Source organism: Xanthomonas sp. DAR33341 (genome assembly GCF_003992815.1).
GTDB lineage: Bacteria > Pseudomonadota > Gammaproteobacteria > Xanthomonadales > Xanthomonadaceae > Xanthomonas > Xanthomonas cissicola.
In genome coordinates this window covers 147003-166672 of sequence record NZ_QEYV01000012.1, presented here as the reverse complement: position 1 = coordinate 166672, position 19670 = coordinate 147003, and the positions used below count along the sequence as shown (strand labels likewise).

The 19670-nt window shown below is 64.8% G+C and carries 19 protein-coding genes and 2 tRNA genes; 6 read left to right on the top strand and 15 right to left on the bottom strand.

Annotation, left to right across the window (positions count from 1 at the left end; genetic code table 11):
• Positions 1-4 precede the first annotated feature (4 nt).
• Together EO156_RS02750 and EO156_RS02745 are read left to right on the top strand one after the other, a co-directional pair.
• Positions 5-1981, top strand: coding sequence for an EAL domain-containing response regulator (locus EO156_RS02750; RefSeq protein ID WP_015471664.1), 1977 nt, complete (start codon positions 5-7; stop codon positions 1979-1981).
• Between the two features lie 39 nt (positions 1982-2020).
• Positions 2021-4291, top strand: a complete 2271-nt coding sequence (locus EO156_RS02745) for an ATP-binding protein (protein WP_016849053.1) — start codon at positions 2021-2023, stop codon at positions 4289-4291.
• Between the two features lie 323 nt (positions 4292-4614).
• Here the strand turns inward: EO156_RS02745 and bfr are convergent, their stop codons facing one another.
• The 3 genes from bfr to EO156_RS02730 all read right to left on the bottom strand — a co-directional run bounded on the left by bfr (position 4615) and on the right by EO156_RS02730 (position 6315).
• Positions 4615-5085, bottom strand: a complete 471-nt coding sequence (gene bfr / locus EO156_RS02740) for a bacterioferritin (RefSeq protein WP_003483093.1) — start codon at positions 5083-5085, stop codon at positions 4615-4617.
• 322 nt (positions 5086-5407) lie between these two features.
• A complete protein-coding gene (locus tag EO156_RS02735) occupies positions 5408-5617 on the bottom strand; it encodes a (2Fe-2S)-binding protein (RefSeq protein ID WP_003483089.1) in 210 nt (69 codons plus the stop codon).
• Between the two features lie 80 nt (positions 5618-5697).
• Positions 5698-6315, bottom strand: a complete 618-nt coding sequence (locus EO156_RS02730; protein WP_016849052.1) for an RNA pyrophosphohydrolase — start codon at positions 6313-6315, stop codon at positions 5698-5700.
• Between the two features lie 118 nt (positions 6316-6433).
• Between EO156_RS02730 and EO156_RS02725 the strand changes: the two genes are divergently transcribed.
• Together EO156_RS02725 and EO156_RS02720 are read left to right on the top strand one after the other, a co-directional pair.
• Positions 6434-6510: transfer RNA gene (locus tag EO156_RS02725), tRNA-Met, on the top strand.
• A gap of 52 nt (positions 6511-6562) precedes the next feature.
• Positions 6563-6637 (top strand) — tRNA-Gln (locus EO156_RS02720).
• A 225-nt stretch (positions 6638-6862) separates the two neighbouring features.
• Here the strand turns inward: EO156_RS02720 and rpsI are convergent.
• Both rpsI and rplM read right to left on the bottom strand, forming a co-directional pair.
• A complete protein-coding gene (gene rpsI, locus EO156_RS02715) occupies positions 6863-7255 on the bottom strand; it encodes a 30S ribosomal protein S9 (protein WP_003483085.1) in 393 nt (130 codons plus the stop codon).
• 2 nt (positions 7256-7257) lie between these two features.
• On the bottom strand, positions 7258-7686 hold the full coding sequence (gene rplM, locus EO156_RS02710; protein ID WP_003483082.1) for a 50S ribosomal protein L13: 429 nt from the start codon (positions 7684-7686) through the stop codon (positions 7258-7260).
• Between the two features lie 182 nt (positions 7687-7868).
• Between rplM and coq7 the strand changes: the two genes are divergently transcribed.
• Positions 7869-8522, top strand: a complete 654-nt coding sequence (gene coq7, locus EO156_RS02705; RefSeq protein WP_003483072.1) for a 2-polyprenyl-3-methyl-6-methoxy-1,4-benzoquinone monooxygenase — start codon at positions 7869-7871, stop codon at positions 8520-8522.
• A gap of 303 nt (positions 8523-8825) precedes the next feature.
• Here coq7 and EO156_RS02700 read toward each other — a convergent pair whose 3' ends face one another.
• Together EO156_RS02700 and speD are read right to left on the bottom strand one after the other, a co-directional pair.
• Positions 8826-9140 carry a multidrug efflux SMR transporter gene (locus EO156_RS02700; RefSeq protein WP_011050346.1) on the bottom strand — a complete coding sequence of 105 codons (315 nt, stop codon included), beginning with the start codon at positions 9138-9140 and terminating at the stop codon, positions 8826-8828.
• A gap of 136 nt (positions 9141-9276) precedes the next feature.
• Positions 9277-10071 (bottom strand): adenosylmethionine decarboxylase, encoded by a 795-nt coding sequence (speD, locus tag EO156_RS02695; RefSeq protein WP_007967854.1) that lies wholly within the window; start codon positions 10069-10071, stop codon positions 9277-9279.
• Positions 10072-10208: 137 nt separating this feature from the next.
• On the opposite strand from speD, the gene crp reads away from it, so the two are divergent.
• The gene (gene crp / locus EO156_RS02690) at positions 10209-10901 is read left to right on the top strand and encodes a cAMP-activated global transcriptional regulator CRP (RefSeq protein ID WP_005914205.1); all 693 of its coding nucleotides are present in this window, start codon (positions 10209-10211) and stop codon (positions 10899-10901) included.
• Positions 10902-11222: 321 nt separating this feature from the next.
• Here the strand turns inward: crp and EO156_RS02685 are convergent, their stop codons facing one another.
• The 8 genes from EO156_RS02685 to yegS form a co-directional block, all read right to left on the bottom strand.
• Positions 11223-11939: a haloacid dehalogenase-like hydrolase gene (locus EO156_RS02685; protein WP_003483057.1), complete on the bottom strand. Its 717-nt coding sequence runs from the start codon at positions 11937-11939 to the stop codon at positions 11223-11225.
• Positions 11932-12729 (bottom strand): indole-3-glycerol phosphate synthase TrpC, encoded by a 798-nt coding sequence (gene trpC / locus EO156_RS02680; RefSeq protein ID WP_003483055.1) that lies wholly within the window; start codon positions 12727-12729, stop codon positions 11932-11934. The genes EO156_RS02685 and trpC overlap by 8 nt, the downstream gene beginning before the upstream one ends.
• Before the next feature lie 97 nt (positions 12730-12826).
• The gene (gene trpD / locus EO156_RS02675) at positions 12827-13864 is read right to left on the bottom strand and encodes an anthranilate phosphoribosyltransferase (RefSeq protein WP_016849050.1); all 1038 of its coding nucleotides are present in this window, start codon (positions 13862-13864) and stop codon (positions 12827-12829) included.
• A 113-nt stretch (positions 13865-13977) separates the two neighbouring features.
• Entirely contained in the window at positions 13978-14610 is a 633-nt protein-coding gene (locus tag EO156_RS02670) for a flavin reductase family protein (protein ID WP_003483051.1), read from the bottom strand.
• Between the two features lie 151 nt (positions 14611-14761).
• Complete coding sequence (locus tag EO156_RS02660) at positions 14762-15340, bottom strand: aminodeoxychorismate/anthranilate synthase component II (RefSeq protein WP_003483050.1); 579 nt, start codon at positions 15338-15340, stop codon at positions 14762-14764.
• A gap of 197 nt (positions 15341-15537) precedes the next feature.
• Entirely contained in the window at positions 15538-16599 is a 1062-nt protein-coding gene (locus tag EO156_RS02655; RefSeq protein ID WP_011050343.1) for a beta-eliminating lyase-related protein, read from the bottom strand.
• Positions 16599-18074, bottom strand: coding sequence for an anthranilate synthase component I (trpE, locus tag EO156_RS02650; RefSeq protein ID WP_005914209.1), 1476 nt, complete (start codon positions 18072-18074; stop codon positions 16599-16601). The genes EO156_RS02655 and trpE overlap by 1 nt, the downstream gene beginning before the upstream one ends.
• A 558-nt stretch (positions 18075-18632) precedes the next feature.
• Positions 18633-19562 carry a lipid kinase YegS gene (yegS, locus tag EO156_RS02645; RefSeq protein ID WP_016849049.1) on the bottom strand — a complete coding sequence of 310 codons (930 nt, stop codon included), beginning with the start codon at positions 19560-19562 and terminating at the stop codon, positions 18633-18635.
• Positions 19563-19670: the final 108 nt, after the last annotated feature.

The following is a 19670-nucleotide window of genomic DNA, read 5'->3' as shown; positions in this document are numbered from 1 at the left end:
ATCGATGGCCGCCCGAGATCCGGTTTCTTCCACCACACGTGACGACACCGCCACGCGTAATCGTCCACTTCGCGCCGAGACCCCGCCGGCCGACCACTGGCGTCGCTGGGCCGATGAGGTTGCGTCGCCGGCCGACACCGCTGTGCCGGTGAGCGCGGCGATCATTCCTGCGCCTGCCACTGCAGCGGCGGCCAGCCCGGCCGCGGCCGTGGCGACGCCGCGCGCGGTGGCGGCCAGCAGCAGCGCACGTGTTGCCGCAGCAACGGCGCCCACGGCGTCACCCACATCGGCAGCGCCCGCCGCGCCGCACGATGGCGAGGACAATGTCGCCGCCGATGCGCCGTACCGCGTCCTCATCGTCGAAGACGACCGCTCGCAGGCCTTGTTCGCGCAGAGCGTGCTGCACGGCGCCGGGATGCATGCGCAGGTCGAGATGACCGCCGCCAGCGTGCCGCAGGCGATCCAGGACTATCACCCGGATCTGATCCTGATGGATCTGCACATGCCCGAGCTGGACGGCATCCGCCTGACCACGCTGATCCGCCAGCAGCCCGGTCAGCAGTTGCTGCCGATCGTGTTCCTGACCGGCGACCCGGACCCGGAGCGCCAGTTCGAAGTGCTCGACAGCGGCGCCGACGACTTCCTCACCAAGCCGATCCGCCCGCGCCACCTGATCGCTGCGGTGTCCAACCGCATCCGCCGCGCACGCCAACAGGCGCTGCAGCAAGCCGGCGAACAGGTCAGCGTGCGCAGCAATCCGGAAACCGGCCTGCCCACCCGCGGCCACGTGATGGACCTGCTCGCCGACGCGCTGGAGCGCAAGCAGTCCGGCGGTCTGTTCTTCATCGAGATCGCCAGCGCGCTCGGCCTGCGCGAGCGTTACGGCTATGCCGCCTACGAGCGCCTGATGACCCAGGCCGGGCACCGCCTGGCCAGCGCCGCCCAGCCCTACCCGCTGGCGCGCCTGAACGACAACAGCTTCCTGCTGCTGGCCGTCGACATGCCCGAAGCCAGCCTGGAACAGCAGGCGCTGGAGATCCGCCAGCGGCTGTCCGCCAACGCCTTCCCGGTGCGCGAAGAAGAATCCGTGCATGTGCGCTGCGCCATCGGCGTCGCACCGCTGGGCCTGGGCTTCGACGACACCGGCAGCGCGCTGGAAGCGGTCGAACGCACCGCGCTGCAGGCACGCCTGCGCAGCGACGGCGTGCAGACCTATCTGGCGCCCAGCCAGGCCGAACAGCAGGAACAACTGCGGCTGGTCGAAGGTCAACTGGAACTGGCCTATCAGCCGATCGTGGCCGTGGCCGGCGGCGACACCGCGCAGTACCAGGTGCTGCTGCGGCTGCGCCAGGCCGATGGCACCTTGCTCTCGGCAGGCCAGGTCATTCCTGCCGCAGAAGCCGCCGGGCGCATCGCCGATCTGGACCAGCAGGTCATGGACCACGCGCTGGGCCTGCTGCACCTGTACCAGCACGCCAGCCCGCCGCTGCGCCTGTTCGTCTCGCAATCGCCGCGCACGCTCGCCCGCGATGCCTTCGCCGACTGGCTGCTCAAGGCGCTGGTCGAGCGTGGCGTGGCCGGCCAGTCGCTGATCGTGGATCTGCGCCTGGACGATGCATTGATCCATGCCGTCACCGTGCAGCAGTTCTGCGCCAAGTTGATGCCGGCCGGCGTGCAGTTCTGCCTCAGCCAGTTCGAACCCGGCGATGAAGCCAACGCACTGCTGGCCCAGTTGCCGCTGAGCTTCGTACGCATGGCCAACCGCTTCGCCGATGCGCACGGCAACGCGGCGGTGCGCGACGAACTGCGCGGCGTGATCGACATCGCCCACCAGCGCGGTTTGCTGATCATCGGCCAACGCATCGAAGATCCGCAGGCAGCGGCTGCGATGTGGATGAGCGGCGTGGATTTCATCCAGGGCAACCTGGTGCAGACCGTCGGCAAGGAACTGGACTTCGACTTCACAAGCGCGGTGCTCTGAGTGAGAGAGCGGGCAGCAGGTCTTCGCGCCTGGAGCATCTTGGCAGTGCTGGCCGCGCTGACAACCGCACTCGGCGCAGGCCTGCAGTGGTCTTCGCTGCAAGGCCCCTGGCGCGCCGTCAGCGCGGTGTCGGCAGCGCTGGCGGTGGTCTGCGGGCTGTGTGCCGCGTTTGCCGCTCACCGTGCCGCTCATGCGCAGCACGCGTTGGCGCAGCGCCTTGAAGAAGCCGACCTGGCCCGCGAACGCTTGCAGCAGGAACTGCGGCGCCACGGCGAACTCGAACAGGAACTGTTGCGCGCCAAGCAGGCCGCCGAGGCCGCTACTCTGGCCAAGGGCGAATTCCTGGCCACCATGAGCCACGAGATCCGCACCCCGCTCAACGGCATCATTCCGATGCTGGAGCTGATCTCCAGCGGCCAGCTCAGCCTTGATCAGCGCGACATGCTGCAGACCGCCACCGGCAGCTCGCTGCAACTGCTGCGCATCGTCGACGACATCCTCGATTACTCCAAGCTCGAGGCCAACAAGCTCGAACTGGAAATCACCACCTTCAATCTGCGCGAACTGCTCGACGGCGTCATCCAGTTGCTGCAGCGCACCGCCGAAGGCCGCCAGCTGCGCCTGAGCCTGGATATCGAACCGTCGGTACGGCTGCTGGTGCGCGGCGACCCGATCCGCCTGCGCCAGGTGCTGGGCAATCTGATCGGCAACGCCATCAAGTTCACCGAACGCGGCAGCGTCGACATCCAGCTGCGCCGCCTGGGCGAAACGCGCGCCCAGCATCTGCTGCGCTTCCAGGTGCGCGACACCGGGATCGGCATCGCCCCGGACCAGCAGGCACGCCTGTTCCGCTCCTTCGCACAAGCCGACGCCTCCACCACGCGGCTGTACGGCGGCACCGGCTTGGGCCTGGCGATCTGCAAACGCATCATCGACCTGATGGGCGGCCGCATCGGAGTGGAATCCGAACCCGGGCGCGGCTCCACGTTCTGGTTCGAAATCCCGCTGCTCAAGGTCATCGGCGACCTCCAGCAGGCCACCGGCGCCGACGCCGCACGGGTGATGGTGATCAGCTCCGATGCGCGCCTGTCGCAACGCCTCAAGCGCCTGTTCGACAGCTGGGGCGTGTCGCACGTGCTCATGGAAACCACTCAGGAAGCGCTCGAACGCGTGCGCCGGCACAGCGACGGCGAAGGCTTCCGCTGCGTCATCGCCGACCACGACACGCTGCGCTACAGCGCGCGCGCAGTGCACCGCGCGCTCGCGCGCCCGGAAAATGCCAGCAGCGCGCGGCTGATCTGGCTGTACGGCGAAGAACCGGTACCGCCCGAACTGCAGGATCACGCCACCCTGGTGCCACGCCTGAGCCCGGACGAAACCCTGCGCGCCCTGGTACTGCCGCCCGAACCCAAGCCCGCCCACGCCACCACGCTGGCTTCGGCGATGATCCCCGAGCCGTTGCCGCCGCCGATGGCCAACGCCCGCGAGGTGCGCATCCTGCTGGTCGAAGACAACCCGGTGAACCTGCTGGTCGCGCAGAAGCTGCTGGCGGTGCTTGGCTTCGAGGCAGACACCGCCACCGACGGCGAAGCCGCACTGGCCCGGATGGAATCCACCCGCTACGACATGGTCTTCATGGATTGCCAGATGCCGGTGCTGGATGGCTATGCCGCCACTCGCCGCTGGCGCGCCATGGAAACCGAAAGCGGCGGCCGCCCGGTGCCGATCGTGGCCATGACCGCCAACGCCATGGCCGGCGACCGCGAGCGCTGCCTGGCCGCCGGCATGGACGACTATCTGTCCAAGCCGGTCGCACGCGAACAGCTCGACGCCTGTCTGCAACGCTGGCTGCCGCGTCAGGCGCTGCTGCCCGGCCCAAGCCCTGCCGGGCAGGCCACCCATGACCCCGAAAGCGCCAGCGCCGCCGCGCAGGCACGCGCCCTGCCGATCCTGGACAACAGCGTCATCGACGAGCTGTACGAGGTGGCGGGCGCGGACACAATCACTATCCTGCAATTGTTCCTGGAAGACGCCCCGCTCATCATCGAACAACTGGAAGCGGCCGCCGCCAACCGCGACAGCATGCAGCTGCGCGATCTGTCCCATACGCTGAAGTCCTCCAGCGCCAACGTCGGCGCGCAGGCCGTGTCCAACGCGGCACGGCGGATCGAACTGGCCGCCCGCACCGGCACCATCGAACGCCCCTCGGTCATGGTCGCCCTGGTCATCGCCGAATACGCCCGCGCCCGCCTCGCCCTGCTGGGCCAGGTCGCCCGCCTGCAAGCCGACGCCAGCACGACAAATCACTAATCGCATCAGTGTGTCGAAGCGGCGGCAGACGCCTGGGACCGTCACCTGCATCCGTTAACGCGAGGCTCAAATCGCTCTGATGCTCAACGCCTTCTCACCCGAAAGGACGCTCGAGCCTCTCTGGTCCCGGAAGGACACCAGAGCCCCCCCTCCTGCGGGAAAGGGGTGGGGTGAGGGTACGGGCGAAGCCACGCACTCTCACCCGGCAACAGAATCTGTAGAAGCAGATCATCGGCAAACAATCGCTGATACACCAACCAGCAGAAGTACCGCGCACCCGTAAATCCAGCGCCAAATGAAAGACAACACCGACCAGACGCGCGTCAGTCGTCCAGCTTGGTCAGCAGGTAATTCGGCTCGCCGATGCGCGCCACCAGGTCCAGTTGGGTTTCCAGCCAGTCGATGTGCTCTTCTTCGGACTCCAGGATGTCCACCAGCAACTGGCGGCTCACGTAGTCCTTGACGGTCTCCGCATACGCCACCGCCTCGCGCAGCACGACAACCGCCTCGCGCTCCAGGGTCAGATCGCAGCGGAACATCTCGGTCGGGTTCTCGCCGATGCGCAGCTTGCCCAAGGCCTGGAAATTGGGCAGCCCTTCGAGAAACAGAATGCGGTCGGACAGCTTGTCCGCATGCTTCATCTCGTCGATGGATTCCTTGTACTCATGCTCGGCCAGTTCTTTCAGGCCCCAGTTCTTCAGCATCTTGGCGTGCAGGAAGTACTGGTTGATCGCAGTGAGTTCGTTGTAGAGCACCTTGTTGAGGTACTCGATGACCTTGGTATCGCCCTTCATGCGATGTCTCCGAGAGAGTGAGCCGGCCGCACTCTAGCGCGTTGGCGCGGCGCATGAAGGAACGCGAATCGTGATCAGTTGCGGGACGCGCTGTGTGTCGCAGGAGCTGCCAGGCGCCTGGCAGCTGCAATGGCGGATCAGGCTGGTACCGGCTGGAGTCTTGTGCCGGTCATTACCGAGCAACCACTTCGCTGCAGGTAGCTCCAGCGCTGCAGGGATGCCACGGGCATTCGCGGCGCGGGTCGGAAGATACCTCTGGCATCAGGTACCGCGTGGAAATCTCGAAGGCGTTGTCGGAACCCTCCGCCCCTGACGTCCTGCCTCAGGCAGCGCTAGCCAGCCCCAGGAGCGGCAACGGCAATGCGCGGTTGGCATGTGCCTGGCTCAACAGGTCGCCCGCCATCTCCAGGCACGAGCCGCAATTGGACCCACACCCGGTGCGCATGGTCAGTTCGGCAAGGCTGGCGCAGCCATTTTCGGCCGCTTCGCGGATCTGGTGGTCGGTGACCCCATTACAGATGCAGACGTACACAGTATCGGTCGGGTGTTGGCGATCCGGAAAGGACCGGCGCTGATTGCACCGCAAACGAGAATAGGTGTCAATTCCATCCGTTAATCATTATTAATCCGCATCGCACGAGCCCAGTTGCGCTTGCGTGGCCGCTTGCGTGGGCTGTCGTGCCCTGCCGCGCTGCTGCCCGGCAACCACGCCTCCAGCGCACGCTCGGGCATCGCACCGACTGCCGCCGGACCGGCCAGGCTCTGCGCAAGCGGCGCCAGATGACGCAACGCGCGGGCATAGACGCCGCGCTTGAACATCACCACGTGCTCGACCGGATACCAGAAATCCACCCAGCGCCAGTGGTCGAACTCCGGGGTGTCGGTATGGTCGAGCTTGAGATGGGATTCGTCGCCGGTGAACTGCAGCAGGAACCAGACCTGCTTCTGCCCGATACACACCTGCCGCTCATTGCGACGCACTGCCCGGCTGGGCAGCCGATAGCGTAGCCAGCCAGGCGTGGCGCCGAGCAATTCCACATGCTCGGGCAACAACCCGGTTTCTTCGCGCAACTCGCGGTACATGGCTTCAACGGGCGTCTCATCGGTGTTCATGCCACCTTGCGGGAACTGCCAGCCGTCCCTGCGCACACGTCGCGCCCAGAACACCTGACCGTCCTGCCGCATCAGCACAATGCCGACGTTTGGCCGGAAACCGTCCGGATCGATCACGATGCGGACTCCTGAAAATCTACTGCCACCGACTCTGCCACGGCGACGCCCGGCTCACAAGCTGAAAACGAAATGCTTGACAACAGCACGGCGCATCGTGAGAATTGCCGGCTCCCTAGGCTATGTAGCTCAGCCGGTTAGAGCACAGCACTCATAATGCTGGGGTCGGTGGTTCGAGTCCACCCATAGCCACCAAGGTATTCACGCCCTCGCGGGCATGCAATAATTTTGTACCAACACGTTTTATTGCCCCGTCGCCAAGCGGTAAGGCACCTGACTCTGACTCAGGCATTCGGTGGTTCGAATCCATCCGGGGCAGCCAAACACAAAAGGTCCGATCGAAAGATCGGGCCTTTTTCGTTGCCCGGCGTCCGGCGGTAACGCGTCGCGCACCTGCGTTCATGCTGATCGCACTCAGTCTCCAGGGCCATCTTCGCCACGCGCTCGCACACGCCACTCACCGGAATTCCAAAACGACAAGAGCCCGGCATGGCCGGGCTCTTGAAGCAGGCATCCCGGCGACCCGGGACGCGCCAAACGCGATGGATCAGCGCTTGGAGAACTGGGTGGCGCGACGGGCCTTGTGCAGACCGACCTTCTTACGCTCGACTTCGCGAGCGTCGCGAGTCATGAAGCCAGCCTTGCGCAGCTCGGACTTCAGGGTTTCGTCGTACTCGACCAGCGCACGGGCAATGCCCAGACGGATCGCACCGGCCTGGCCGGTGGTGCCGCCGCCGGAGGCGGTGACCATGATGTCGAAGCTTTCGGTGTTCTTGGTCAGTTCCAGCGGCTGGCGCACGATCATGCGCGCAGTCTCACGACCAAAGAATTCGTCCAGCGGACGGTCGTTGACGGTGATGTTGCCGGTGCCCTTGCGCAGGAACACGCGAGCGGTGGAGGACTTGCGGCGGCCAGTGCCGTAGTTTTGCGTGATAGCCATGATTAGATATCCAGAACTTGCGGCTGCTGGGCGGCGTGCGGATGCTCGGCACCCGAATAGACCTTGAGCTTGCGGTACATGGTGCGGCCCAGTGGACCCTTCGGCAGCATGCCCTTGACGGCGATTTCGATCACGCGCTCCGGGTGGCGCTGCAGCGCCTGCTCCAGGCTCTCGGTCTTCAAGTTACCGATGTAGCCGGTGAAGCGGTGATACTTCTTGTCTTTCAGCTTGTTGCCCGTGACGACGATCTTCTCGGCGTTGATCACCACCAGGTAATCGCCAGTATCGACGTGAGGGGTGTAAACCGGCTTGTGCTTGCCGCGCAGGCGACGGGCCAGTTCGGTGGACAGACGGCCGAGCGTCTTGCCGGCGGCGTCAACGAGATACCAGTCGCGCTGGACGGTCTCGGACTTGGCGGTGAACGTAGTCATGAGAAAACTCTTGAGTGGTCGGGCGGATTGCAGCGGCCGATGACCACTGGAACTTTGCCACGCGTTGTGAAGGCAAAACAGAAGAGGCGGGATTGTACGGGACGCTCGGCGGCGACGCAAGTTGCAGCGACACCTGCGCCATGGCGGTTGGCAGCACGGCGGAGCGGGGCCAGAATCGCCGTATGACCCAGATCTCCCCCACCCGCCTGCATAGCCCGCTCGACCGGCTGCTGGTCGAAGCCCAGCGCGCGCTGGACACCGTCTTCGGCAATCCGCCGGCCGAACGCCCCAATCCCGCTGCCGACACGCCCGACGTCGTCCTGGACCCGGAGCAGCGTCGCCATGCCGCCGGCCTGATGCGCATCAACCATGTTGGCGAGGTGTGCGCGCAAGGCCTTTATTTCGGCCAGGCCGCGGTCGCCCGCGACGCGCACACCCGGCACCACCTGCTGGAAGCTGCCCAGGAAGAGACAGACCACCTGGCCTGGTGCGCCGATCGCCTGCACGAGCTGGACAGCCGTCCCAGCCTGTTCAACCCGGTGTGGTACGCCGGCAGCTACGCGCTCGGCGCGCTGGCCGGGCTGCGCGGCGACGACTGGAGCCTGGGATTCGTGGTCGAGACCGAACGTCAGGTCGAAGCCCACCTGGATGAGCACCTGGAGACCCTGCCCCAGAGCGACCAACGCAGCCGCGCCATCCTGCGCGTGATGAAGATCGACGAGGCCCGCCACGCCGATCAGGCCGAGCAGGCCGGCGCCCGCCCGCTCCCGGCTCCGATCCCCAGCGCAATGGCCCTGGCCTCCAAGCTGATGAAGACGGTTGCCTACCGCCTCTAGTTGGGAATTGGGAATTGGGAATCGACGACCAGCGGCCGGCGGCCGCCAGAATCTAGCCCGCACCCGAGTACACCCGACACGGCAATCAACTGCTTGCCGGCACGCCACTGAAGCACAGCCTACTTGTTGAAGGGGCGCGCCAAAGGCGTGGGGATAGGCAGCCTCTGAGTCAGGGTTCCAATGTTTGCGCAGCAAACGTTGGGGCTGTGCACGCATTACGGGGGCGGCTACGGCCAAAGGCGTGGCGATAGGCAGCCTCCAAGTCGGAGCCCGGGATTTGCGCAGCAAACGCTGGGGGACTGACTACCCGACCAGCTTCAGCCCGATCACCCCGGCCACGATCAGACCGATGCACGCCAATCGCGACCACGAGGCGCTATCGCCGAATAGCGCGATACCGGCAATGGTCACGCCCAAGGCACCGATACCGGTCCAGATCGCATAGCCGGTGCCGACCGGAATGGTCTTCAGCGCCTGCGTCAGAAACCACAGGCTGATGCCGGCAAGGCCGATTGTCAGCACGGTCGGCCACAGGCGAGTGAAACCGTCGCTGTATTTCAGTCCCATGGCAAAGCCGATCTCGAACAGGCCGGCCAGCAACAGATGGATCCAGGGCATTGCAGTACTCCTCACAGAAAAAATGGGCAAAAAAAAAGCGACCCAGTGTTTGCACACTGGGCCGCCGTCGGCTGTGGAACGCGAGGTCATCGCGTGGCGGGCCGTCCCGCCTTGTGGCGTTTGGATGCTCCTGCGCTTATTCGCTCAGGTTGCGTCCGTGAAACAGTTCTTCGATTTCGCGCTTGAGCAGCGTTTCGATCTTCATGCGCTCCTTGAACGAGAGGTTCTTGGCGCGCTCTTCGAACAGGTACTGATCCAGGTCGAAGTCCTTCAGGTGCATCTTCGTGTGGAAGATATTTTCCTGGTAGACGTTGACGTCGAACATCTCGTAGCGCGACTTCACGTTCTTGGCGAGAAATTGCTGAATCGAGTTGATCTTGTGATCGATGTAATGCTTCTTGCCCTTCACATCGCGCGTGAAGCCACGCACGCGGTAATCCATGATCACAATGTCCGATTCCAGACTCTCGATCAGGTAGTTGAGCGCCTTCAACGGCGAAATCACGCCGCAGGTCGCGACGTCGATGTCGGCGCGGAACGTGGCGATACCTTCCTGCGGATGCGTTTCCGGATATGTATGGACAGTGATATGACTCTTATCCATATGAGCAACCACGGCATCGGAGATCAATTCCTTGCCGGCCTGCTTCTTGTCGATCACCGGCTCTTCGGAGATCAGGATCGTCACCGATGCACCCTGCGGATCGTAGTCCTGACGTGCGATATTGAGGATGTTGGCACCAATGATCTCGGCCACATCGGTCAGGATCTGCGTCAGACGATCGGCGTCGTATTGCTCATCGATATACTCGATGTAGCGCTGACGCTCCTCTTCGGTACGCGCATAACAGACGTCGTAGATGTTGAAGCTCAACGCCTTGGTGAGGTTGTTGAACCCCTGTAGCCTCAGACGAGGCAACGGCTTGACCACGTCGGTCTGTCCTTATGGAAAGCGGGAAAGGAGTCAATTATGAGCCAAAGATCCCAGCAACGAAATGCCGATGTTAAGAGTGGTTTACCTTGCATGACTCATGCCGTTAAGCTTCAGGAATCACACGCGGAACTACCATGAGCCCAGGAAATACGACGGTTGTCACTACGACGGTACGTAACGCTACCCCCTCCCTGGCGCTGGACGCGGGCACCATCGAGCGTTTCCTGGCGCACAGCCACCGAAGACGCTATCCGACCCGGACCGATGTGTTCCGGCCAGGAGACCCGGCCGGCACCCTCTACTACGTGATCAGCGGCTCGGTAAGCATCATCGCCGAGGAAGATGACGACCGTGAGCTGGTGCTGGGCTACTTCGGTAGCGGCGAATTCGTCGGTGAGATGGGGCTATTCATCGAATCCGACACCCGCGAGGTGATCCTGCGCACCCGCACCCAGTGCGAGCTTGCCGAGATCAGCTACGAGCGGCTGCAGCAGCTGTTCCAGACCAGCCTGTCGCCGGATGCGCCGAAAATCCTGTATGCGATCGGTGTTCAGCTTTCAAAACGGCTGCTCGATACCACAAGGAAAGCCAGCCGCCTGGCCTTCCTCGACGTGACCGACCGCATCGTGCGCACGCTGCACGACCTGGCCAAAGAGCCCGAAGCGATGAGCCATCCGCAGGGCACCCAGCTGCGTGTTTCGCGCCAGGAACTTGCACGCCTGGTGGGGTGCTCACGCGAAATGGCTGGCCGCGTGCTCAAGAAGTTGCAGGCCGACGGCCTGCTGCACGCACGCGGCAAGACCGTCGTGCTGTACGGCACCCGCTGACGGCGCTGTGCAGCCAGTGCCTTGTGCACTGGCTGCATGCCGGGTTCGGCACCGATCGATTCGATTGCGACGGTGCCGACATCGGCAGTTTCATGACCTCCGCAGCGGCACTTTTGCGCGATACCTCTTATAAGAGCGTCTTCGAGCCGTCGAGCCGCACGATCTGCATCGCGACTGCGTCACGATCCTGAAGATTCGTTGCGATACAGCTCGCATCGGTCTGCCCGTGCGATCCGCTGCACAGATGCGCCGTCGCAAGCTGGACCGCGCAATCGTGTCGCTCCGCGCGAAACGACCTAGCTGCCTGAATGTTGCGCTCGCCTACAGGGCCTTGCCGCCACGGTCGCGGCAACCCCAGTTGAGGATGGGCGTGCCTGTCGGCAACACCTGGCGGAACAGCGCTTCGCGATTGGCCTTGGGATTGACCACCACCGGCGCGCGCGCGGCCTTCAAGAGCGGCAGATCTGCGGTGCTGTCCGAATAGGCGATGGCGATATCGGCGTAGCCGCGCTCGCGCAGCATGCGCATCTTTTCTTCGTTATGGCAGTGACGTCGCGCGGTGACGGCGCCCAGGCGCGGGCCGACCAGGCTACCGATGACCGGCACGTCCTGGTGGGCCACAAAGCCGAGAATGGCGCGCGCCAACTCCGGCGGTGCGCCGGTGGCGACCACCACACGGTCGCCGGCAGCGCGGTGTTGGGTGAAGACCTGCAAGGCATGCGGAAGCAGGCGCTGGCGGATCTGCGCTTCATGCTTGAGCACGTATGCGTCGATGAAACGGTTGAACTCGCGCGCGCGGTGCAGGCCGAACGTGGCGATCCACACATAGCCGGACACGCCGCGCCGCCGGGTTGGCAGCATCGCCACCATCGGGCCGAGAATGGGCGAGGCCAACAGCGCAACCAGCAAGCGCAACGGGTTGCGCTTGATCAGCCAGGCAAACAGATGACTGCCGGAATCGCCGTCGTACAAGGTGTGGTCGAAGTCGAAGACCACCAGCGGTGCGTCCTCGCGCGGGACGGGATACGACTCAGTCATGCGCGAAGAATAGCTGACGCAGCGACTCGCCGGGTTCTGCCGCGCGCATGAAGGTCTCGCCGACCAGAAACGCGTTCACATCGTGACTGCGCATCCGTTGCACATCGGCCTGGGTGACGATGCCGCTCTCGGTGACCAGCACGCGATCGCGCGGCACCGCGGAGCGCATGTCCAACGTGGTCTGCAGCGTCACTTCGAAGGTGCGCAGGTTGCGGTTGTTGATGCCGATCAACGGCACCGGCACCTGCACCGCACGCTCGAGCTCGTCGATATCGTGCACTTCCACCAGCACGTCCAGGCCCAGCTGCATGGCAAGACCCGATAGATCGGCCAGTTGGGCGTCTTCCAGCGCGGAGACGATCAACAGGATGCAGTCGGCGCCGAGCACGCGGGCTTCGTAGACCTGATACGGGTCGACGGTGAAATCCTTGCGCAGCACCGGCAGCGTGCAGGCGTCGCGCGCCTGGCGCAGATAGGCATCGGATCCCTGGAAGAAATCCACATCGGTGAGCACGGACAAGCACGTCGCGCCACCGAATTCGTAGCTGACCGCGATATCGGCCGGCTGGAAGTCCGGCCGGATGACACCCTTGGACGGGCTGGCCTTCTTCACTTCGGCAATCACGGCCGGGTCGCCTGCGGCGATGCTGGCCTGCATGGCAGCTGCAAATCCGCGCGTGAGCGGCAGGTCGGCGCTGCGCGCAATCAACTCGGCCAGCGGCACGCGCGCACTGCGCTCGGCGACTTCATCGGCCTTGCGGGCAAGAATGGTGTTGAGGATGTCGCTCATCGTATCGGGTCCTGGCGGGCGGGCATTATCGGTCAAGACGGCCGCACTGGAGGATGCCGGCGGGCGATGGCTGCTGCGTGGGGGTTGTCGGCATGGCTCAGGGCTGCACGGCGAGCTGGCGGGTGTAGGCCACATAGGCGTCCAGGCGCGCGCGCGCCGAGCCGTCGGCGATGACCGCGCGTGCCCGAAGTACGCCATCGGCAATGCTGTCGGCGACGCCGGCCACGTACAACGCAGCACCGGCGTTGAGCGCCACGATATCCAGCGCGGGGCCGGGCACGTTGTCCAATACCTGCAGCAACATCGCGCGCGATTGCGCAGCATCGGCCACCTTGAGGTTACGGCTGGCCGACATGGCGATGCCGAAATCTTCCGGGTGCACTTCGTATTCGCGTACCTGGCCGTCGCGCAGTTCGCCGACCAGGGTGCCGGCGCCAAGCGAGAGTTCATCCATGCCGTCGCGCCCCCACACCACCAGCGCGCGCTCGGCGCCAAGCTCCTGCAGCACACGCGCCTGGATGCCGACCAGATCCGGATGGAACACGCCCATCAGGATGTTCGGCGAGCCTGCCGGGTTTGTCAGCGGGCCAAGAATGTTGAAGATGGTGCGCACACCCATTTCGCGTCGCACCGGCGCCACCACCTTCATGGCCGGGTGATGCACTGGCGCATACATAAAGCCGATGCCGGTGTGCGCCAACGCGCTGGCAACCTGCTCGGGCTGCAGCTCGATCACTGCGCGCAATGCTTCCAGTGCGTCGGCACTGCCGGATTTGGACGAGACGCTGCGATTGCCATGCTTGGCCACCTTGGCACCGCCGGCTGCGGCGACGAACATGGCGCAGGTGGAGATGTTGAAGGTATGCGAACCATCGCCGCCGGTGCCGACGATGTCGACCATGTGCTGGCGATCGGCCACGTCCACGCGGCGCGAGAACTCGCGCATCACCGTGGCGGCGCCGGCAATTTCGCCGATGGTTTCCTTCTTGACCCGTAGCCCGGTGAGGATGGCCGCGACCATCATGTCGGAGACCTCGCCGCGCATGATCTGCCGCATCAACTCGACCATTTCGTCGTGGAAGATTTCGCGGTGTTCGATGGTGCGTTGCAGGGCTTCTTGCGGAGTGATGGGCATGGGAACAACCGTGGCAGAACGTGATGGATGAAGACGCAGGCAGCTTGCAGCGCGCGATCAGCGCAGGAAGGCGCAAGCACCAAGCGGCGCGGCTGCCGTTGCAGCTGCGGCGATCATTGGCCCGGACGCGTCATGCGAAAACGCGCCTGCGGCTGCACTTCGTAGTAATCGGCCGGCCCGCCCGCGCGCAGAATGGTCTGCACCGCAGCCGGGTCGTAGATGCCCTCGTGCAGCGCCGACCTGGCCAGGTGCACGCCGACGACTTCGCCCAGCACCAACCAGGTCTCGATGGCGTGCCCGGCAGCGGTTTGCAGTGGCAACAGCTGGCTGAGCCGGCATTCGAAACTGACCGGACTGGCAGCGACCCGTGGCGCACCGATCAGGCGCGATGGCGCCACCTGCAGGCCGGCCAGATCGAATTCATCGACTTCCGCCGGTACCATCGCCGCGCTGGCGTTCATTGCTTCCGCCAGTGGCCGGGTGGCCAGATTCCAGGTGAACTCGCCGGTGGCTTCGATGTTGCGCACGCTGTCCTTGCGACCGATGCTGGCAAAGCCGACGATCGGCGGAATGTAGTTGAATGCATTGAAAAAGCTGTACGGCGCCAGATTGGCAATGCCCTCGACGCTGCGCGAGCCGATCCAGCCGATGGGACGCGGGCCGACGATGGCATTGAACGGATCGTGCGGCAGCCCGTGACCCTGCCTCGGCTCGTAGAAGTGAATGCTGTCGTCGGGTGTGCTCATCGTGGTCCGGATGCGATGGAAGGCGGTGCAGCGGTAACGTTACGTTGCGCGGTACGGTGCGCACGTTGAGTGCCACTGCACTTCTGCGTTGGCGTTGTAGCGACGCAGCGCGATACGGTGGTCACGCCGAGGCGCAGACGACGCATCACTATCAACGCTGCAAAAAGTTTTTCAGCAAGGCATGTCCGTGCTGGGTCAGGATCGATTCGGGATGGAACTGCACGCCTTCGACCGGAAACTGGCGATGGCGCAAGCCCATGACCTCTTCCATCGAACCATCCGGATTTTCGGTCCAGGCGGTGACCTCCAGTGCGTCCGGCAAAGTGGTCTTGTCCACCACCAGCGAGTGATAGCGCGTGGCCTCGTAGCTGTCCGGCAGACCGGCGAACACGCCCTTGCCCTGATGACGAATCGGCGAGGTCTTGCCGTGCATGATGTTGCCGGCGCGGATCACATCGCCACCGTAGACCTGGCCGATGCTTTGATGGCCCAGGCACACGCCCAGGATCGGTGTGGTCTGACCCAGCTGCTCGATCAATTGCAGCGAGATGCCTGCCTCGTTGGGCGTACACGGACCGGGCGAGATGACGATGCGCTCGGGCCTGAGCGCGGCGATCTGGTCGACGCTCATGGCGTCGTTGCGCACCACCGTGACCTCGGCGCCCAGCGCCTGCAGGTACTGCACGAGGTTGTAGGTGAAGCTGTCGTAGTTATCGAGCATCAGCAGCATGGCAGGGGACTCATTGCGCGATCAGAAAGACCGCATAGATGTTTTGGGTGAAGGTCTGGCTGCCGGCTGCAGGTGACTCTGCGATCGCTGATGGCGCGGCGTGACTGCCACACCTGACCAGCATCGAGCGAACCGGGATGGGCAAAATTCCGGCGTTCGAGTTGCTTCATCTGTTTCGCTCCCTCTGGTGCGCATGCTTACGACACGCCGCGATGAAGTGCGGCAACATCCGCACACAGCCGATCGACCGACGCGGCTGTGGTCGCCCACGAGGTCACGAAGCGGATCACCTGACTGCCATCGGTGCGCACTTCCCAGCGCTCGAAGTCGTAGCGTTGCACGAGCTGCGCAGCGTGTTGCGCGCTGACGGCGATGAACTGCTGGTTGGTCGGCGAGTCGCTGGTGAAGTGCGCGCCGGCCGCAAGCAGGCCGGCGCGCAAGCGTTGCGCCATGGCATTGGCATGCGCGGCCAGTTCGAAGAACAGACTGTCTTCGAACAACGCCGCAAATTGCGCACCAACCACCATGCCCTTGGCCAGTAGCGCGCCGCGCTGCTTGATCAGATAACGCAAATCCGCCTGCAGGGCGGGATTGACGATGACCAGCGCTTCGCCGAGCAACGCACCATTCTTGGTGCCACCGATATAGAACGCGTCGGTCAGCGTGGCAATGGCCGGCAGATCCAGATCGTTGCCGTCGGCGGTCAGCGCCGCACCCAGACGCGCGCCATCCAGGTACAGCAGCAAATCGTTCGCGCGACAGAACCGCGACAACGCATCGAGTTCGGCACGCGTATAGATGGTGCCGCTTTCGGTGCTGTTGGAAATGTAGACCAGACGCGGCTGCACCATGTGTTCGTTGCTGTGCACAGCCAGCACCGGCTGAATCAGCGCAGGCGTCAGCTTGTCGTGCAGCGCCGGCACGGTGAGCACCTTGTGGCCGGTCGCTTCGATGGCGCCGGTCTCGTGCGTGGCGATATGCGCCGCGTCCACCGCGATGACTGCCTGATGCGGGCGCAAGAACGCGCTGATCGCAATCAGATTGGTCTGCGTGCCGCCGACCAGCAGATGCACGTCGGCCTGCGGCTGCGCGACTGCAGTGCGGATCAACGCAACCGCACGCGCTGTGTGCCGATCGGTGCCATAGCCGGCATGCTGCTCGGCGCTGGCCTGCGCCAACGCCTGCAACAGCCGCGGATGCGCGCCTTCGCTGTAGTCGTTGCGAAAGCTGATGCGCGTAGCGCTACCCTGCCCATCCATCACAGGCCCTTCGCCGCCTGGGCAACTGCGCGAAACAGCGCACGCCCCTTGTTCATGGTTTCCTGCCACTCCAGGTCGGGGTCGGAGTCGTAGACCACGCCGCCGCCGGCCTGCACATACAGGTAACCGTCCTGGATGACGGCGGTGCGGATGGCGATGGCGGTATCGGCATCGCCATGCCAGCCGATATAGCCGACCGCGCCGGAATACACGTTGCGTTTGACCGGCTCCAGCTCGCGGATGATTTCCAGCGCGCGGATCTTCGGCGCGCCGCTGACAGTGCCGGCCGGGAAGGTGGCGCGCAGCACGTCGCTATAATTCAGGCCGGCTTTCAGGGTGCCGGTCACCTCGCTGACGATGTGCATGACATGGCTATAGCGTTCGATCACGAACTGCTCGCCGACCTTGACCGTGCCCGGTTCGGCCACGCGGCCGACATCGTTGCGACCCAGATCGATCAGCATCACGTGCTCGGCGCGTTCCTTCGGGTCGGCCAGCAGTTCGGCTTCCAGTGCCTTGTCCAGTTCGGGCGTGGCGCCGCGCGGGCGGGTGCCGGCGATCGGGCGCACAGTGACCACGCCATCGCGCAGGCGCGCCAGAATTTCCGGCGACGAACCAACCACCTGGGTACCGCCGACATCGAGAAAATACATGTACGGCGACGGATTCAGTGCACGCAACGCGCGATACACATCCACCGGGCGCGCGCGGAACGGCACGCGCAAGCGTTGCGATGGCACTACCTGGAAGATATCGCCGGCACGCACGTATTCCTGCGCCTTGCGCACCACGGCGTGATATTCCTCGCGGGTAAAAGAGGAATGGAAGTCCGCTTCGTCGATCGCATCGGAAATCTGCGCCTGCGGGTAACCGGCGCCGCCCTGACGCAGGCGATGCGCCAGCTCGTCCAGGCGCCGATTGGCGCGCACATAGGCCTGCGGCTGCCTCGGGTCGGCATGCACGATCAGGTACAGACGGCCCTTGAGATTGTCGAACACCGCCAGCTCTTCGGAGAGCATCAGCAGGATGTCCGGCGTGCCGAGTTCGTCGGGCTTGTCGCCACTCCCCAGGCGCGGCTCGATGTATTGGATGCACTCGAAACCGAACCAGCCGACCAGCCCGCCGGTGAAGCCGGGCAGCCCATCCAGCTGCGGCACCGAATGTTCGGCGCGCAACGCATCGACTTCGGCCAGCGGGTCGGCGACCTCCCGGGTCTCGACGACTTCGCCGTGTTCGCTGACCTCCAGCGTGTGGCCCCGAAAGCTGTACACGCGCCGCGCCGGCAGGCCGATGATGGAGTAGCGCCCGAAGCGCTCCCCGCCTTCGACCGATTCGAACAGATAGGTATAGGCGCCGTCGGCGAGCTTCAGGTAGACCGAGAGCGGCGTGTCCAGGTCGGACAACACTTCGCGGACAACGGGAATACGGGTGTGACCTTCAGCGGCCTGGCGCTGGAACTGCTCTGCAGTGATCAAGACGACTTTCCTTCCGGGACTCTGTGGCGGGGCGGACGACGGCAACGGGCCACCATCGCCACCAGCGGCGAGCGGAAGAGAAGGAGCGTGGAGTCGTCAGGCGGGACACGCGGCTACTGTAGCGCAACTGCTGGCCCAGGGCAGCAGGCGCGGGCGAACGCCGTTCAACAACGGCGAAGGTGGGCTGGTGTTGCTGGAGTGTTTTTCGGGATGGCGGTCAGCTGAGGCCACGCAGGCGAGCGGGTTGATGTCGTCCGGCCGGTGGGCGCCGGATCTCAGTGCGCACGCTTTAGAGTCCGCGCGGCGCGCTCCGTGCAGACGCCTGCGGCGCCTGCTTTCCGGAGCAAGGTGGCTGATGGCGGCAGGCGAGCCGGCGCAGGAACCCTCACCTCAGCCCCGCTCCGCGCCAGCAGCGCGGGCGCTCCAGGGCACGCGCCAATAGCGCGCAAGCAGCGCCTTATCGTCGTGGACATCAAGAGGCGTAAAGCGAGGCGATTGCCTGGCTCACCCGAAATGCCTGCCACGCTTTTCCGATTCCCGATTCCCGATTCCCGATTCTCACCCACCAAGCAAAGGGCACTCACCCGGCAAATGCATCCGCAGCCGCGCCGGGACGCATTCGATGCGGAAGCGCCGGGAGGTTTCCGGTTCGCCGTCCAGGTTCAAGGTCAGCGGTTGCTGGGAGACGATGTCCAGCCACGGCACGCGCGCACGCACGGCCACCCGTTCGAGCGCGGCCTGTTTGCCGCCGGTGACCAGGGTGCCGAGCGTGGCGGCTACTTCGCCGTCAAGGTCGGGGACGATGGTGACATCCAGCAGGCCGTCGTCGATCAATGCCTCCGGGCACAGCGCCTGGCCGCCACCGGCCTGGCGCCCGTTCCCCAGCCCGAGCGCGATGAATTCGCCTTCCCAGCTGAACTCCGGGCCGCTGAAGCGGGCGCTGATCGGGTCGATGCGGCCCAGCCGCGACATGCCGGTGATGAGATAGGCCAGACCGCCGAGCATCTTCTTCAGGCCTTCGTCGGTTTCCACGGTGACCTGGGTGCCGAAGCCGCCGCTGGCCACATTGGCGCACCAGTGCGGGCCGTGGTCGGCGTCGATCCGCAGCAAGTCGACCGGCTGCGCGACGCGCTCGGCGATCAAGGTCAACGCCTCCAGCGGGGCGATCGGCAGAGTGGCGGCGGTGGCGAAGTCGTTGGCGGTGCCCAGCGGCACCAGGCCCAGCGACGGCAGCGTGGCCGCATCGCCCTCGTGATGCGCCAGGGCGGCCGCCACTTCGCTCAGAGTGCCGTCGCCACCGGCGGCCACCACCGTATGCACGCCATCGGCCACTGCCTCGCCCACGTAGCGCTCGGCATCGCCGTCTTCCCAGGTGACCCGCACATCGAGCTGGATGCCGCGCTTGCGCAGCGTTCCCACTGCCTCACGCAGGTCCAGATTATCGGTGGACTTGCCGTTGAGGATCAGACGCCAGTGGGACGGGGCCATGCGCGCTGCCGATGCTGTGAAGGTAATGGCCGCAGGCTAGCAGCGGGCCAATGGGCAGATCGTGAATAGGCGCCGCCGGCACACTGTCATTGCGGTGTCATCGGTAAC